The organism is Blautia sp. KLE_1732_HM_1032 (assembly GCF_025147905.1).
GTDB classification, from domain to species: domain Bacteria; phylum Bacillota; class Clostridia; order Lachnospirales; family Lachnospiraceae; genus Blautia_A; species Blautia_A fusiformis.
Genome location: NZ_CP102266.1, coordinates 1,836,324 through 1,852,128, shown reverse-complemented (window position 1 = coordinate 1,852,128; position 15,805 = coordinate 1,836,324). Strand labels below are relative to the sequence as shown.

Below are 15,805 nucleotides of genomic sequence, written 5' to 3'. Positions count from 1 at the left end.
AATTAGAGATTGTCAATTTTTTCAGATAAGTTTGACCAGTTAAAAAAAGCAGATAAAGCAGTAAAATCCCCGAAATATCTTCAGGAAGTCATGGGGATTGGGAGAATTGCAGAAAATGGCATTTTTGAAGTAGGGAAGGGGGTATACTCCAAGACATACCGCTTTTTGGACATTAATTATGTAACCGCAGGTGCGGAAGAGCAGATGCGGATTTTAAAGCAGTATTGTAAGACGGTAAATGCCATTGATGTATATTTTCTTATTACCATTTTTAACCGGAATAAAAATATGCAGGATTTCCGGGAGCATGTTCTTTTCCAGGAAAAAGGAGATGGTTTTAACTGGCTGCGTGGAAGCTATAACCAGATCATTGAAAAGCGCATTGTAGATGGAAGGCAGGGGATTGAACAGGAAAAACTGCTGACGGTATGTGTAGAACGGAAATCCTACGAACAGGCAAAAGCATTTTTTGCCACTTTTGAAGCTACCTTAAAACAGAACTTCGGAGAACTGGGTTCCTGCATTGAAGAATTAAATGCAGAAGAGCGGCTGCGGGTGCTTTTCAATTTTTACCGTATAGGGGAAGAAGAACAATTCTCCTTTGATTTCAGACAGGCATTAAAAAAGGGCGGTGATCCTAAAAACGATATTTCACCAGGATATATGCAGTTTTACCCCGGCTATTTTGAAACGGAACGGAAAAAATGCAGGGCATTATTCATTAAAAAATATCCCTCTTCTTTATCGGATACCTTTTTAAATGAGATTACCAGTCTTCCGGTTCATAGCATCACTACAATCTGTATTGTACCAGTACCAAAAGAGCTGGCAAATAAGGTTCTTCAGAAGAAATATCTGGGTATTGAAAATGATATTTTAAAGCAGCAGAGAGTCCGTAATAAAAATAACGACTTTTCCAGTGATATTTCCCATATCAAGAAAGTCCAGAAGGAGAAGATTGTAAATCTTATGGACGACGTGCGGGAAAATGACCAGAACCTGTTTTATACAGGGGTTAATTTCCTGATCATGGCAGAGGACAAGAAGGAGTTAGACAGTGTAACCGAAACCATTAAAAATATCGGCAATGGACGCATGTGCCAGATTGAAACCCACTATTATCAGCAGAGGGAAGCTATGAATACCATACTTCCAGTGGGAAACCGGCAGATCAGCACAATGCGGACCATGCTCACCAGGGATATTGCAGCCCTTCTTCCCTTTAATGTACAGGAATTAAATGAAAAGTCCGGTGTCTGCTATGGCATTAACCAGGTTTCTCATAACCTTTGCATTGGAAATCGGAAAAAACTGGCAAATGGAAATGGAATGGTATTCGGTGTCCCCGGCTCCGGAAAATCCTATTTCAGTAAGTCAGAAATGCTGCAGGTGTTCTTAGGAACAGATGATGATATTATCTGTATCGACCCGACACTGGAATATTTTGATATTGCAGAAGCCCTGGGAAACCAGGCGGCAATCATTAACCTGTCTATCTATACAAAGAATTACATCAATCCTTTGGAGATGGACGTCTGGGCGCTGGATTTAAACGATTCCCAGGGATATATCCGGGATAAAGGGGAATTTATGCTGGGGCTGTGTGAACAGTGTTACGGGGATAATCTAAACAGCCGCCATAAATCCATTATAGACCGTTGTGTACGAAAGCTGTATATTGACATTGCAAAGGCAAGGGAAAAGCATATCCCTACCATGTCAGAATTTTATGAGCTACTGTTGGAGCAGCCGGAGGAAGAGGCAAAGGATATTGCCTTATCGTTAGAGCTGTTTGTAAATGGCTCTTTAAATATTTTCAATAACCATACCAATGTGAATGTACAGGCAAGGTTCATTGTCTATGGTACCAGGGACCTGGGGAAAGAGCTGGGAGCCATTTCCACTCTGGTCATGCTGGAAAATATCAGTGCCCGGATTGCAGAAAACGCAAAGAAAGGAAGGGCAACCTGGCTTTATATAGATGAGTTCCATACCGTTCTTGACAGGGAATATAGTGCGAAATTTTTGTTCAGCCTCTGGAAAAAAGTGAGGAAACAAGGCGGATTATGCACTGGAATCACCCAAAATTTAGTTGATATGCTGCAGAATTATACAGCAATGACCATGCTGGGAAACAGTGAATTTATTGCCCTGTTAAAGCAGTCCAATGTAGACAGTCAGGAATTATCCTCTGCAGCAGGAATTCCAGAAGCACAGTTAAAATATGTAGATAATTCTCCTTCCGGTACGGGGATCATTAAGTATGGAAATACCTGTATTCCATTTGATAACCGTATGGAAAAAGAAGATAATCCGCTGTATGCGCTTTTCAATACCAACCTTCACGAAAAGGCGTTGCAGACAAAGCAGGAGTAATGTAAATTGAAAGGAACTTTTTCTTTTATCTGTAAAGGAAAAGGTATGACAGACGAGAAAAAGAATTGGGCAACAGCAAAATTATAAATCGGTAAAGTAGAAAAAGGATAGTACAAAAAGGGTGCAGCGTTTTTATCAGGCACTCTTTTTGTATATCATGGGAAAGGTGGCAGAATGGCCGAAACATATCAAATAGAAATGAATTTAGAACAGTTGGAAAGACTTTTAAAAAATCTGCCGGAGGGAATTATGCTGGAGATTTGTTTTGGAAAGGAAGAACATGGAGAAGACACATAAAATAGATGTGGTAAGTATACGCCTGGTGGAAGAACCTCCTCTATACAGTAGTAAAAAATTAAAAAATCCCTGTGATGTGGCAGAACTCTTTCAGGATTTTTTAAAAGATTGTGACCGGGAAATGTTCTGTATTTTAAACCTTCGGACAAAAAACCAGGTTATTAATGTCAACGTAGTAGGTATGGGAACGTTAAATAGTGTATTGGTTCACCCAAGAGAAGTATTCAAATCTGCAATTTTATCCAATGCCAGCAGTATCATTTTGGCACATAACCACCCTTCCGGTGATCCAGAACCAAGCAGGCATGATATAGAAGTGACAAAGCGATTGGCAGAAGCCGGCAATCTTATGGGGATTGAGGTGTTGGATCATATCGTGGTGGCTGAGAACCGGTATTTTAGTTTCCGGGAAGAAAACATACTACCAGAATACTTTCAAATGGAAGAAGTAGCAGCAGAGCAATCTCTTCCTTATGTAAAGAGTGAGAAAGAGAAGGTACATTAATTATTGCAACAGTGAAATACATTGACTGGTTTTGACAGAACATGTATAATAAAATAAGAAACAGAAAATAAAAGTAGCTAAATAGACAAATATCGTCAAAGTGTAAACATAAAATTCTTGACGAACAGGTTGTATTATGCTATAATCCCAAATCTTGAAGGAGTATACATGGCAAAGAAAAAAGTTTATGCTGTAAAAAAGGGTAAGCAAACCGGTTTGTTTTATTCATGGAATGAGTGTAAAGAGTCGGTAAGTGGATATCCGGGAGCAGAGTATAAAGGTTTTGAAACAGAAGAGGAAGCGAAAAACTATTTAGAGAATAGGATACAAGAAATTAAAAAAGTAGATATAGAAGAGAACACAACAAACCAGTTAGTTGTATATGTAGATGGTAGTTTTGATGAGAAAATAGGAAAATATGCTTTTGGGTGTATTATTCTTACACCAAGAGGAGAAACTATTAGAGAATCAGGAAATGGAAATGAACCGGACTCTTTAGCAATTAGAAATGTTGCTGGTGAAATGCTTGGTGCTATGTATGCAGTACAATGGGCAATTAAGAATGGTTATCATAACTTAGAACTTCGTTATGATTATGAAGGAATTGAAAAGTGGGCTCAAGGAGAATGGAAGGCAAAGAATACACTTACTCAGAAATATGCAAATTTTATGAAGAGTAAATCAGATATTCTAAAAATTTCTTATCAAAAGGTAAAAGCTCATTCTGGAGATCATTATAATGAAGAAGCAGATAAATTAGCCAAAGCTGCTTTAACAGAAGGTAATGGGATTCCTAAAGTTAAAAGAGGCGATTTTTGGTTTACAGTTGAGGGAATTTCAGATGAAGATTTGTCAACAGTTATAGCACTTGCTGTTGATGAAATTGGAAAAGACAATCTAATTATAGATGAAAAAAAGATTGCTCATGGAAAAGCAGTTTCTTTAAAATGTAACAAAAGTAAAGATAGAGTAGTTGTGACACATTATCAAAAGCATAATAAAGTAGTAATGCAAGGAAGACCAGAAGTGTTATTTTCTACTATTATTGGATATATTACTGAATTAATAGAAGTAGAAGAAATTCCTAAAATTTTTAATGACACATATAATCTTAACATAGATAAAGACGAGGTTCGCTCTGAATTTCAGTTTTATATGCCAAATGCTTATGATAAGCTACCGTCTAAGAAAATGGAAAGATCTCTTCATCAGGCTGTGTATAATTTAAAGGTCACAGATGATATGTTTGATGGAACATATTTGGCTCAGCCGGCAATTCGTGTTGTAGAAGCACAATTAAAAATAGCATTAATAGAATGTGGTATTATACCAAATGCGCAGTACATCAAAGAAAATCATTTTGATATGTTTGATAAAATAGGTGTAAAATATAAGCTGAAACCAGAGAGATATGGAAATGCAAAGCCTGAGCAGGTAAAGTATATTGGAAATATTTATACGTTTTATAACAGCAATCGCCATCCAATAGAACATTGGGATGACCCTACAGCACCAATTGATACTACAAAGATGCTGGATATAAAAGGTGCTCATGATTTGATTAAAAGAGCATTGGCGATTATTGATGAATATTATGAAGTGATTTAGAAATTAGGAGAAAGGAGTAAGTTAGATGAATAACTTTGATATGATTGTGATAAGTGAAGAAAAAGAAAATATTCTTGTGGTTATGAAGACTAGCGAGCCTCCTTTTGATTACCTTGCAGAGATTGAGGCTTCGCTAAGGGAAAAACACTATATCGGTGTAGTAATGATTGATGAATTGCTACATAGTGGGAATACGGAAGAACGGTTTATTCAGGGATACTTTGATGGTGCCCGGTTTGACAGTGGGCAATTTGCCTTTGAGCTTGTTCCGAAAAAGAGCAAATTAAGGGAACCTGTTTGTTTTTACTTGCATCAAGACAGGGAAAGCCTTGAATATTCTATTTTAACGACCAGACAGCAGAAGCTGATTGAGCATGGCTGTATCATTTAAAAAGAAAATAAGAAGTAACACAAAGAGCATTATCGCTAAAAACGGTAGTGCTTTTTTTGTGCATAAAAAGGAGGTATTGCTACGTGGAAAAAGGTGAGATGGGCGAGAATGCCACCGGACGTTTGGCAACGTATTATGTGGCAGAATGTATGGAATTTAACCGCTATGGAGAATACAGGGAGGATATCCACAGTGCAGAAGAGGCAGTAAAGATCTATCAGAGTATTCCTTCTGAAAGGTTGAATGCAGGAAAAGGGATTGGGCTTCATGTGGAGGAAGAAGATGGTATTCCATTGGAATTTTCCCTGGTTTATAACGGAGAGTTGGATGTGGATCTTTTGAGGGATATCTATGATCCAAACCAATACCCAGAGGTTTTTATAGCTGCCAGGGAACTGAGTGCTTATCTTCCGGAAACAAAAGTCATTGATACCAAAGGGCTTTTAACAGAGAAAACCTTGGAGGCTACTGTTTTTGCAGATGAAATGATAAAACTGGAAAAAAATCTTGACCCTGATTTTTACCATACCTTTTATCCGAAAGAAGCAGAACATAAGGAAGCTATTATATGGAAAGCCTTATGTCAAGATGGAAAAGAGGAATATAGCAGGTGGCTGGGAAGCAAGATATTTGAGCAGAAACCAGAGCTGAAAGAACAGGCAGACAAGCTAAAGACAACACTGGAACAGGTAAAACTCATTCCGCCTGTGGACTTGAAACCTTTTGTGTATGTGCGGATTAGTGAACACCCGGACATTCCATTAGAAGAAGCCATGCCATTAAATAAAGCGGTAGAATTGTTCGGAAAGCTGGACCGGCAGGCAGTGGAAGAGAAAGATATGGCAGGTTATTACAAAACACATTTTGAAATCTGTTTTCTCTCAGAGGGGGAAGTCATGTCTTATACCGGAAGGCAGGATTTTGGTGACGGGGAAGGAAATCTGCTGGATCATGTAAAAGCATTTGCAGATTATTATCTCCATACAGAAGAAGGGCAGCAGCTTATGAAACAGACCGCCAGGACAACTGCAGAATGGGAACATGAACAACAGCAAATGAGATGGGTACTGGAGGAGATGCTTCCTACCCTTCAGTATTTCTGCAACCTGGAAAAACTGGAAACAGCGGTTCTGGAAGAACAGGAAATAGAAAAGAAAGTCCCTTTACTGACGCAGGGGGACGCATCACGAAAAGCATATCAGGAAGCCATGCTTGCCTATATCCGGGAAAGCAGGATTGCATTAAATACAGGGAAGGAGCTGCCTTGTATGCCGGATATCCGGGATTTTGCAACTGCCTGTCCGGATAAATCATACAAAGAACAGGTTATGGAAGAAATACGACAGGAAGCAGAGTCATACGGTATGACCGTAGAAGCGTATGCAGCAAATGGATATGAGCCGCCAAAAAGGGGCGGCAGATAAAATTAGGAAAGGAGGCGGAGTTTTGGCCATGTAAAAGATATCTTCCCTCCTGAAAAAAATTGGATTTAGAAAAAACAGCAATAGAACGTATCCGCACTGCCAGCCAGATGTCCCTGCAACATTATGGGCTTCCTTTGGTCGTGACGGATAGTGGAGGAAAAGACAGCGCGGTATGCAGGGAACTGGTACGGCGTTCCGGCGTGCCATTTGAACTGATGCACAACCTGACTACTGCAGATGCCCCACAGACTATTTATTATGTGAGGGAACAGTTTCAGAAGGCAGAACAGGCCGGTATAACTTGTAGTATCAATAAACCTTACTATAAAGGGCAGCGGATAACTATGTGGAGCCTGATCCCCATGAAAATGATCCCTCCTACCAGGACTATCCGGTATTGTTGTGAGGTTCTAAAAGAAAATGGTGGGGCTGGGCGTTTTATCACCACAGGTGTCCGGTGGGCAGAAAGCCGAAAGCGGAGGAAAAACAGGGGGATTTATGAAAACTTTGTCCCAAATGGAAAAAAACGTGCCATTATTTTAAATAATGATAATGATGATACTAGGCGGCTCTTTGAATCATGCCTGTCAAGGGGCAAACACGTATGCAATCCCATTGTTGACTGGAGTGACCAGCAGGTCTGGGAGTATATCCAGGCGGAGAAAATCCCCATGAACCCCCTTTATGAAATGGGATTCCACCGGGTTGGCTGTGTAGGCTGTCCTATGGCAGGAAAACAAGGATACCGGGAGTTCCGCATTTTCCCGACCTATGAGAGGGCTTACCGGCGGGCTTTTGCTAAAATGCTGGAGTTAAGGAAAGCTGCAGGAAGGCAGTGCAATTCCCGCTTATGGTCAGATGTAGATGCTTTTTTCCGTTGGTGGATGGAAGATCCTGGTATCCCCGGACAATATGAATTGTCCTTTCATGAAGATACCAATGAAATTTATTATGACTATTTGTAGTGGAAGGGAGGAGGAATTATCGCAAAATATCAATTATCTTTTGGACTGCAGTATGAAGCCTGGATGCTGGAAATCCGTATTCCGGACTGGCTGGAGTTTTCTTCTAGGGAGCAGGCACTAAAATATGGTGAGCAGGCTGAGGTTTCCGTTTTCTTAAAAGCGGAAGCTATTTTTTTGCTTTTTGATGGCGGTAAGGAGAAGATTTTACCGCAGCAGACGGAACTTTATCAGTTTTCCTACCTGAAAGAAAAGACTTATGACAGACTGGGACCGCCACTTTCCCCGGAAGACATTGACCATTTAGTAGAGGCGGGGGAATTGGAGCAGGTACTGTTCAGCGAAAAGTATATCCTGACGGAAGATGATTACCAGGAATTTCCCGGAAACCTTACGGAAGCCTTTCAGGAACTGGAAAAGGAATATGGACCACCATCCAGAGAAAAGGAACAGGGGTATCTGTTTCAGGCACTCTGGTATCAGGCAGAAGAATTAAACCCCGGAGAGGGGGACTGCTTTGGAGATTAAGGTAAAAAAAGAAAAAGAGCCGGAACTGAAATTAAAAAAAGAAGCCCAGGTGACGGTGCATAAGAAAAATCCTATTTTATCTGCAAAGGAAAAGAAAGCTGCCTTTACTTCTAAGCCGGTGGCCGATCTTTTAGGGCAGAGAAAGAAAAAAGAAGGGGCAGAAAAAGGGAAACAGCCGGAGCAGGGCAGAGAAGCGCTGTTTGAAAAACAAAAGGAAAAGAAAAAGCAAGCCGGGAAAGAGGCAGCAATCCGGGGAGCAGCAGAAGATAGAAAACAAAATGGAACGTCCAAAAGTACCGTATCCGTACCGGAAACCTTACAGTCGGATCAGATGAAACAGGGGGCAGTACCAAACAGCCAGCCCTCTGCTGGTTTCCGGGCGAAGGAACAGTATCGGAGGGAACAGGCTGCAAAGCTGGCGGAAACAAAAAAATCTTCCCTGGCGAAGCAGACTGCCATAAAGGGTGTACGCCGGGGAGAGGCTGCTATACTGACCCAGTTAGAGGGCGGGGAGGAAGTCAATGATTCCCTTTATGTCATGGGGACAGCAGCAAAACCAGCAGAAAAGCTGTGGAAGGATCGGAGCTATAGAAAGGCAGAGCAGGAATTAAAGGTAAAACAGGCAGATGGGAAGATCACCAATAAGCAGTTTTACAAAGAAACAAAAGCAGTGAAAAAGAAACAGATGGAAAAACAGAAAAAGCAGGCAGTCCGGCAGAGGAAAATCCAGTATATGATCAATAAGCTCACCGGAAATGGGCAGCAGGACAGTTTAGCACAGGTGGCAAAAGATATTGTAAAGATGAAAGCCTCTGTGTTTATGCTGAAGGTGATCCAGTTTGCCGGGGCGCTTTTGGCTCCACTGTTCAGTATTCTGCTCGTGGTGGCAATCCCTGTGGTGATTATTTTTTTCCTCTTATACTGTTCGCCACTTGGTGCGTTCATGCCAAATCCGTCTGAGGAGAACCCTACCGTCCGGGATGTTTTAAGCGGTTACTACATGGACTTTAATACAAAACTTGGACAAAATGGGGAAGATGGGGCAGTCACCTATCTCCATGAGAAAAACGGGAATTATGTGAGTAATTACTATGATACTTTAATGGTCTATATGGTGAAGTATGGAACCGGGGATATGGGTGTGGATATGGATCAGCGGCATAAGGACAAGCTGAAGGAAATCTTTGATGAAATGAACAGTTTTGAAAACACGACCATAACCACCACCATAAAGGCAGGGGAAAGCCTGGGAAATGTTGTCACCAGCGGTTATTGCCAGTGCAGTATCTGTTGTGGACAGTGGGCAGGAGGACCTACAGCCTCCGGTGTCATGCCAAAACCGGACCATACCATTGCAGTAGATGCACAAAACCCCTTTGTCCCTATGGGAACCAGGATCATTATGAACGGGATTGAATATACCGTAGAAGATACCGGAGCATTTGACCGGTATGGGGTACAATTTGATGTTTTCTGTGCAGATCATGCAACTGCGTCTGCCTGGGGACATCAGACTTTTGAAGCGTTTCTGGCAGATGGGGACGAAAATGAGATTACGGTAACAAAGAAGGGCTGCTACGTCAAGAACCTGAATTATGAGGACTATATTGCACTTGGAAAGCTGACCGAAAAAGAAGAAGAACTTTTAAGGGAAGTCATGAGTGAGGAATTCCGAAATGAGATCCCTTCCTTTGGCGTAGGAAGTGACGTTGCAAATCTGGCACTGACGAAGGTAGGCTGCAAATACAGTCAGGAACACCGATATGAGGAAGGATATTATGATTGCAGTTCCCTGGTACAGCGGTTGTATCAGGAGGTAGGCATTTCCCTTCCGGCGATTGCCTCTACCCAGGGAGAATTTATGGTAACACATGGGTTGGAAGTTACAGAAGGCGAACTGGAGCCGGGAGATCTGATTTTTTACTCTTATGAGCAGAATGGGCAGTTCCGCAATATTTCCCATGTGGCAATTTATGTTGGTAATGGCAGAATGGTACATGCAGCCAACAGCAGACGTGGAGTAGTGAATGACCCGTTCAATCCGTCGAACATTGGGCTGTATGGAAGACCCAGCCGCTTGCAGTAAGAAAGGAGAAGCATGGACGAAAAAGAATATGAAGTGACCATAACAGAAGTCCTGGAGAAAAAAGTAAGATACCGGGGCAGGAATGAACTGGAGGCAACTGCAAAAGCAGAAGCAGATTATTATGCAGAAAAAATCGTGCTGGGGGCAGATGATTTTTCCTATCGTGATATTTCTGCAAAAGAATTGGTACCTGTAAAAGAAAGAAGGAACAGCAGATGAAGCATATCACAAAAGTACGGGAACTGTATGAGGAAACCATACACTGGATTTCAGAGTCGGAGGATTCCTGGAAAAATTTCCTTTCCTGCATGGGGCGCTTGTATCAGTTGGACTTCTTAAATACCTGTATGGTATATGCCCAGCGCCCAGATGCGTCCGTTCTTGCAGGATATGATGCCTGGCTGGAAATGGATTTGCCGGTTGCCAGAGGAAGTAAAGGAATTGCAGTATTTCCTTCCAAAATTTTCGGGGAAGGAGTTACCCATGTTTATGATATTCAAGATGTAAAGGGACAGGGAATCCGGCCCTGGAACTGGCAGGTGAATGGGACAAACCGCAGACTGCTGGCAAGGGAGCTGTTCCCGGAAATCTACGAACAGGAAAAAAAGTTTAAAAATTCTTTAGACGCCTTTACAAGAACAAATGTTTGGCTTATGATAGAAGAGGAAGATGAAATTTTAAAATCCTTGCAGAAGCTGGCTGTCCTTATCGGAGAGGGACAGGAGGTAAAAGAAAACCAGATTACAGAGTTTCTTGTAAACAGTGTCTGTTATGCGGTGAAAAGCCGCTGCGGTATCCGAGATGACACCCTGGATTTTTCTTTTATCTGCGGTTTTTCAGAGAATGAGGAGGTTCTGTACCGGACAGGACGGTTAGTATCCCATTTATCTGGGCGGATTGTGTTACAGATTGCAAGGACCATGAAGAACATAGACCTTGAAAGGAGGCAGTATTATGGAAGGGATCGCAGGAATCCAGTACAGGGAAATGAATGGCGTACAGATACCAGTCTTAGAGGGCGTGATGAGCGAGGAGAAGATGCTGGCGTCCCTGAACCGTTACGGCAGGATCGCAGCACAGGAAATGAAGAGAACGGACCAGGCACAATACGAAATGATGCTCCTGTCCGGGAAACTGATGGAGCGGCTTATGAAAATCCAGACAGAAGCGGAGGAATACCACGAGAAACTGGCAGAAAGTTTTCTGAAGACCTGGACCAGGGAGGACAGGATAGACCCTTACAACACGTTGGAAATGACCAACCTTCGGATACAGGCGGATATGGAAGCACAGAAACAGGTTATGGAGGAGATCATTCAGCTCAGGATCGGATAAAACAGGAAAAAACAGAAGAGGATACAGAGAAAGGAACTGCTTCGGCGGTTCCTTTTCTGTCTGGGGAGATAGAACCTGCACAGCCGGAAAACTGGCAGAAAGAGAAAATTCTTCTGGAAATGACGGAGCAGGAGATACCATATAAAATTTATGAGTTTTACCGGAACAATCCAGAGGAAACAGACCGGGAAGCTTATCTTTATGAATTGTATGGAGATGTAAAAAGAGAAGCCCATACAAAAGACGGTATCCTGACCGCAGAAAGCGGTTCCAGTGGTTTTTATATCCTTTGGAGTGAGGGAACTTCCATGAAGGAGGCGTTCTGGTACTGGGACGAAGTTTCTTTGGAAATTGGGAAACGGATTGAAAAAGGGACCTATCTTCCTTTGTTATCTGTATCGGAGGAAGCCTTAGAAAATGGGGAAGAAACAGAGGAAGAAACCTTACAGCCAGAGAAAGTGCAGGAAGTGATTGAGGAAAAGGAACCAATCCCATTAGAAGAGATTGGCATAGCCTTTTATAAACAGAATATCCAGGCGGATATTTTAAAGAAAATGCTCTGTCTGGTCTATACGACCAATCAGCTACCGGAAGAAAAAGACCATTTTTTGAAGATGCTTTTGCTTCGGGAAGTACCGGAAGGCCAGCCTTATTATCTGGTGCGGACAGAACATGGAAGCTATGAGCTTTGTATTCAGGAAAATGGGATTAAGATCACCCTGCCGGAAAGCCAAGATTTTCTGCAGGAACTTTCCTGGGATCAGTTTGGCGGGCTTACTGCACATCTGGCAGAGGAGGACCAGATTGCCTATACCGAAGATTCAGAAACCTTAGAGCAGCAGGAGAATATGTACCGTCTGCTTCCCTGGTTTCCGGCATTATGGGAAGAATATAGCGAAATTCTTAAAAAGGAAGAGCTTTGGCAGGAAGGAAGAACCTCTGTCCAGACAGAAGGCAAGGAAGAAGCCGGAGATTATTATTACCCAGAAGGGTGGTTGCAGTTTACCGGTGGGGATAAAAGCCGGTATCAGAAAAATATCCGGGCAATCCGTATCTTAAAAACACTGGAGCAGGAAGAGAGAAATGCCACAAAAGAAGAACAGGAAATTCTTGCGGGGTATGTAGGGTGGGGCGGGCTGCCAAATGCTTTTAACAGTAAACGCCCGGAGTGGAAAAAAGAATATCAGGAATTGAAGGAACTGTTGACCGCAGAAGAATACGCCCAGGCAAGGGCCAGTGTCAACAGTTCTTTTTATACGCCGCCGGAAGTCGTGCGGGGTGTTTATAAAGCCCTGGAGCAGTTTGGATTCCAGAAGGGAAAAATTCTGGAACCGGCTATGGGGATTGGAAACTTTTTTCATGGTCTTCCGGAAAGTATGCAAAAATCCCAGCTTTATGGCGTGGAGATTGATGCCATAAGCGGAAGGATTGCACAAAAGCTCCACCCTTCAGCCAGTATCCAGATTAAAGGATTTGAAAAAACGGAATTTGAGGATAACAGCTTTGATGTAATTGTAGGAAACGTGCCTTTTGGGGATTTCCGTTTGTATGATCCCCGATATAAAAAGATGAAGTTGAAAGTCCATGATTATTTTATCCGGAAAAGCATGGACCTCCTTCGGCCAGGAGGCATTTTGGCAGTGGTAACTTCAAAAGGGACGTTGGATAAAAATGACAGCGCTGTGAGAAAAAATTTGGCAGAACAGGCAGACCTTTTAGGGGCAGTCCGGCTTCCGGCAGATTCTTTTGGAAAGAGCGCCAATACCGCAGTTACCAGTGACCTTTTGTTTTTTCAGAAAAAAGCAGAGCCTTCGATTGGGGAGCCAATCTGGACTTATACAGGGCTTACGGAAGACATGGTACCGGTAAATGAGTATTATCTGGAACACCCGGAAATGATGCTTGGGAAAATGGTCTGGTTTGAACAGTTTTTCGGGAAAGATTCCAAATATACAGCCCTGGTCAATGAAGCGGAAGACTTTGACCTGGAAAAAAGAATTTTGGACGCAGTTGGAGAGCTTCCTAAAAACTGTTATGAAGAAAGCATAGCAGAAAAAAAGAAGGAAGAGCAGGACGTCTTAGCTGCTTCCCCAAAGATACCTAATTATACGTTTACGGTGATACAGGACGAAGTATATTACCGGGAAGGGGAGTCTTTATACCGGAGTCAGGCAAAGGAAAGTGTGAAGCGCCGGATACGTGCCATGCATAAAATCCGCCTTCTGGTGCGTGAAATTTTACAGATACAGCAGGAAAATTGTTCTGACCAGGAACTGAAAAAGGCACAGGAACAGTTAAACCGTTTGTATGATGCCTTTGTGAAAACGCATGGATATTTCTGTGACCGGACAAATAAAATGGCGTTCCGGCAGGACAATGATTATCCCCTGCTATCTTCCCTGGAAGTGGTTGATGAGGACAAAAACGTAACCAAAGCCGATATTTTTTACAAAAGGACCATACGCCCCAGAGATGTGATAGACAAAGTGGAAAATGCCCAGGAAGCATTGCATATCAGTCTGTCAGAATATAACCGGGTGGATATTCCCTATATGCTCTCTCTTTATCTGGGAAACAGGAAAGAAATGCTCCAGGAATTAAAAGGGTTAATCTACCAGAACCCGGTACTGGCAAAAGAAGAAGATCCCAATGCAGGGTGGGAAACCGCAGATGAGTATTTAAGCGGAAATGTGCGGCAGAAGCTCCGTACTGCTAGGATTTATGCGCAGAACAATCCCTTGTTTGTAGACAACGTGGAAGCACTGGAAAAGGTACAGCCAAAAGAACTGACAGCGCCTGAGATCAGTGTAAAACTGGGAACAACCTGGATTGAAAATGAGGATTACGAACAGTTTATATATGAGCTTTTGGAAATCCCGGAGAGCAACCAGAGAAACTATTGCGCTCATAGTGGCCATGCCCTCAAGATTGAGCGCTTAGATGCAGATATGTCTTACCATATTGACAGGGGAAATTTTTTTGGAGGAACCATTCGTACCAGGGAAACCTATGGCACAAGATTTATGGATGCGATCAGCATTATAGAGGAACTGTTAAACAGCCGGATTGTGACCATAAGGGACCGGGTGCAGGAAGGGGAAAAGGTGCGTTATGTGATTAATCGGAAGGAAACCATGCTTGCCAGGGATAAGGCGGAGCAGATAAAAGAAGCCTTCCGGGACTGGATTTTTAAGGAACCAGAGCGCAGAAAAAAATATGTGGATTTTTACAATGAAACCTTTAACTGCGACAGACAACGAAGCTATGATGGCTCTTATTTAAAACTGCCGGGACTGAACCCTTTGTTAAAACTGCGTCCTTATCAGAAAAATGCTGTAGCAAGGGCATTGCTGTGTGGAGGGAACACCTTGCTTGCCCATACGGTAGGCGCTGGTAAATCTCTGGAAATGATCTGTATCTGTATGGAGATGAGGAGGCTGGGGCTGGCAACGAAACCCCTTCTTACGGTTCCCAACCACCTGACCTTCCAGATGGGGGCAGAATTTTTGCGGGCCTACCCAGATGCGAAGATCCTGATTACCAGAAAAGAAGATTTTCAGAAGGAAAACCGCAGGCGCATGATTGCCAGAATGGCAACAGGGGATTATGACTGTATTATTATCGGACATACGCAGTTCCAGAGAATTGCCATTTCCCCTGACCGGCAAAGAGCCATGATAGAAGAACAGGCAGAGCAACTGGTAGAAGCCATTAACCAGGCAAGGGAAGAAGCAGGAAAGAACTGGTCCATAAAGCAGATGGAAAGCAGAAAGAAAAAATTGTTGCAGAAAATCGAAGAACTGAACAATGAAGAAATCAAAGATGATGTGATGTACTTTGAAGAAACAGGCGTAGATGCCTTATTTGTAGACGAAGCGCACCTGTTCAAGAACTTGGAAATTTTTACGAAAATGAACAATGTTGCGGGTCTGGGTTCCAGCGGTTCCCAGAGGGCTATGGATATGCGTATGAAAATCCAGTATATCAACGAAAAAAATCAGGGAAGGGGCGTCATTATGGCAACGGGAACCCCTCTGTCAAACTCAATGGTGGAACTTTATGTGATGCAGTTATATCTGCAGGAAAGGCGGCTTCACGAAAAGGGGATTTACCATTTTGATGCATGGGCTTCTGTGTTTGGGGAAGTTACCAGCTCTTTGGAACTGGCACCGGAGGGCTATACTTTAGTAAGACGATAAATAATGCGTTCCTAAATTGAAAATAGGATATCAAAATCGGTTTTGGAACTTCAAGAATTTTTTTGATTTTCTTGAAAAACAGTTCCGCTTTGTA

Annotated in this window: 11 protein-coding genes; all 11 read left to right on the top strand. The window is 42.5% G+C overall.

Translation table 11 applies throughout. From position 1 onward, the window contains the following. Positions 1 to 9 precede the first annotated feature (9 nt). The 11 genes from NQ489_RS08800 to NQ489_RS08750 all read left to right on the top strand — a co-directional run bounded on the left by NQ489_RS08800 (position 10) and on the right by NQ489_RS08750 (position 15,711). Positions 10 to 2,376 carry a VirB4-like conjugal transfer ATPase, CD1110 family gene (locus NQ489_RS08800; protein ID WP_227945623.1) on the top strand — a complete coding sequence of 789 codons (2,367 nt, stop codon included), beginning with the start codon at positions 10 to 12 and terminating at the stop codon, positions 2,374 to 2,376. Positions 2,377 to 2,550: 174 nt separating this feature from the next. Then, positions 2,551 to 2,673 carry a hypothetical protein gene (locus tag NQ489_RS08795; protein WP_255610470.1) on the top strand — a complete coding sequence of 41 codons (123 nt, stop codon included), beginning with the start codon at positions 2,551 to 2,553 and terminating at the stop codon, positions 2,671 to 2,673. After that, on the top strand, positions 2,657 to 3,178 hold the full coding sequence (locus NQ489_RS08790; protein ID WP_117688073.1) for a JAB domain-containing protein: 522 nt from the start codon (positions 2,657 to 2,659) through the stop codon (positions 3,176 to 3,178). Before NQ489_RS08795 ends, NQ489_RS08790 begins: the two co-directional genes overlap by 17 nt. Positions 3,179 to 3,346: 168 nt before the next feature. Continuing rightward, on the top strand, positions 3,347 to 4,786 hold the full coding sequence (locus NQ489_RS08785; RefSeq protein ID WP_021650937.1) for a ribonuclease H1 domain-containing protein: 1,440 nt from the start codon (positions 3,347 to 3,349) through the stop codon (positions 4,784 to 4,786). A 25-nt stretch (positions 4,787 to 4,811) separates the two neighbouring features. Then, a complete protein-coding gene (locus NQ489_RS08780) occupies positions 4,812 to 5,177 on the top strand; it encodes a type II toxin-antitoxin system RnlB family antitoxin (RefSeq protein ID WP_021650936.1) in 366 nt (121 codons plus the stop codon). A gap of 83 nt (positions 5,178 to 5,260) precedes the next feature. Then, positions 5,261 to 6,601 carry an LPD25 domain-containing protein gene (locus tag NQ489_RS08775; RefSeq protein ID WP_117688074.1) on the top strand — a complete coding sequence of 447 codons (1,341 nt, stop codon included), beginning with the start codon at positions 5,261 to 5,263 and terminating at the stop codon, positions 6,599 to 6,601. 107 nt (positions 6,602 to 6,708) lie between these two features. Beyond that, complete coding sequence (locus NQ489_RS08770) at positions 6,709 to 7,566, top strand: phosphoadenosine phosphosulfate reductase family protein (RefSeq protein ID WP_021652267.1); 858 nt, start codon at positions 6,709 to 6,711, stop codon at positions 7,564 to 7,566. A 63-nt stretch (positions 7,567 to 7,629) separates the two neighbouring features. After that, positions 7,630 to 8,091, top strand: coding sequence for a hypothetical protein (locus tag NQ489_RS08765; RefSeq protein WP_117688075.1), 462 nt, complete (start codon positions 7,630 to 7,632; stop codon positions 8,089 to 8,091). Further along, on the top strand, positions 8,081 to 10,177 hold the full coding sequence (locus NQ489_RS08760; protein WP_227945622.1) for a C40 family peptidase: 2,097 nt from the start codon (positions 8,081 to 8,083) through the stop codon (positions 10,175 to 10,177). Before NQ489_RS08765 ends, NQ489_RS08760 begins: the two co-directional genes overlap by 11 nt. Before the next feature lie 12 nt (positions 10,178 to 10,189). After that, positions 10,190 to 10,396 carry a DpnD/PcfM family protein gene (locus NQ489_RS08755; RefSeq protein ID WP_055056107.1) on the top strand — a complete coding sequence of 69 codons (207 nt, stop codon included), beginning with the start codon at positions 10,190 to 10,192 and terminating at the stop codon, positions 10,394 to 10,396. Continuing rightward, positions 10,393 to 15,711 carry an N-6 DNA methylase gene (locus NQ489_RS08750; protein WP_259853042.1) on the top strand — a complete coding sequence of 1,773 codons (5,319 nt, stop codon included), beginning with the start codon at positions 10,393 to 10,395 and terminating at the stop codon, positions 15,709 to 15,711. The genes NQ489_RS08755 and NQ489_RS08750 overlap by 4 nt, the downstream gene beginning before the upstream one ends. Positions 15,712 to 15,805: the final 94 nt, after the last annotated feature.